We start from the raw sequence: 1,212 nt of genomic DNA, 5'->3' as shown, positions 1-1,212 counted from the left end.
TGCGGGTCCCCCTCGACGGCGGTGACACCGCGACCGCCGACCTCGCCGTCGTCGACGTCACCGACCTGCAGGCGGAGGCCACCGCCGCCTCGCTCGCGGAGGCGGACGCCCGGGCGGACGCGGTGACGGGCGACGACGTCGCCGACATCCTGTTCACCTCGGGCACCACCGGCAAGAGCAAGGGTGTGGTGGCGCTGCACCGGCAGACGGTCGCCGGGGCGCGGGCGTGGGGATCGAACGGTGGGCTCACCGAGCGCGACCGCTACCTCATCGTCAACCCGTTCTTCCACAGTTTCGGCTACAAGGCCGGCTTCCTGGTCTGCGTCCTCTTCGGCGCGACGGTCATCCCGCTGGCCGTGTACTCACCCACCGAGACCATGCGGCTCGTACAGGATGAGGGCGCCACGGTCCTCCCGGGCGCCCCCACGATCTTCCAGACCATCCTCGACGCCCCCGACAGGGCGGAGTTCGACCTGTCCTCCCTTCGGCTGGCGGTGACCGGCGCCTCGGTCGTCCCGGTGATCCTGGTCGAGAGGATGCAGTCCGACCTCGGGCTGGAGACGGTACTCACCGCGTATGGACAGACCGAGACGATGGGCTTCATCACCACCACCACCGCGGACGACGACGACGTCACCGTGGCCACCACGTGCGGGCGCGCCTACCCCGGCATGGAGATCCGTATCGGCGAGAAGGGTGAGATCCTCACCCGCGGCGAGATGGTCATGCAGGGGTACCTCGACGACCCGGAGAACACCGCGTCGACCATCGACCCCGACGGTTGGCTCCACACGGGCGACGTCGGCGAGATCGACTCCCGCGGCAACCTGCGCATCACCGACCGGCTCAAGGACATGTACATCACCGGCGGGTTCAACGTCTACCCCGCCGAGGTCGAACAGACGCTCGCGCGCCTGGACGGAGTGGTCGAGACCGCCGTCATCGGCGTCCCGGACGACCGGATGGGCGAGGTCGGCAAGGCCTTCGTGGTGCGCCGCGAGGGCTCGTCGCTCACCGAGGAGGACGTCCTCAAGTTCTGCCGCGAGCGCCTGGCCAACTTCAAACGCCCGCGCGAGGTGGAGTTCGTGGAGTCCTTCCCGCGCAACGCCTCGGGCAAGATCCTCAAGACCGATCTCCGATGACCGCGGGCCGCCGGCCGGGAGCCGTCCTGGTCACCGGCGCGTCGGGCGGCATCGGCGGCGCGGTGGCGCG

1 protein-coding gene is annotated in these 1,212 nt (G+C 70.1%); it reads left to right on the top strand.

Features of this window, described 5'->3' with window-relative positions; all coding sequences use genetic code 11:
* A partial coding sequence (locus G6026_RS13315) for an AMP-binding protein (RefSeq protein WP_182613452.1) occupies positions 1 to 1,142 on the top strand: 1,142 nt, incomplete at its 5' end.
* Between the last annotated feature and the right edge of the window lie 70 nt (positions 1,143 to 1,212).

It is taken from the genome of Dietzia sp. DQ11-38-2 (genome assembly GCF_014145055.1).
Classification (GTDB): Bacteria; Actinomycetota; Actinomycetes; order Mycobacteriales; family Mycobacteriaceae; genus Dietzia.
Note: the sequence above shows the minus strand (reverse complement) of the source record. Positions and strands in the feature narration are given on the sequence as shown.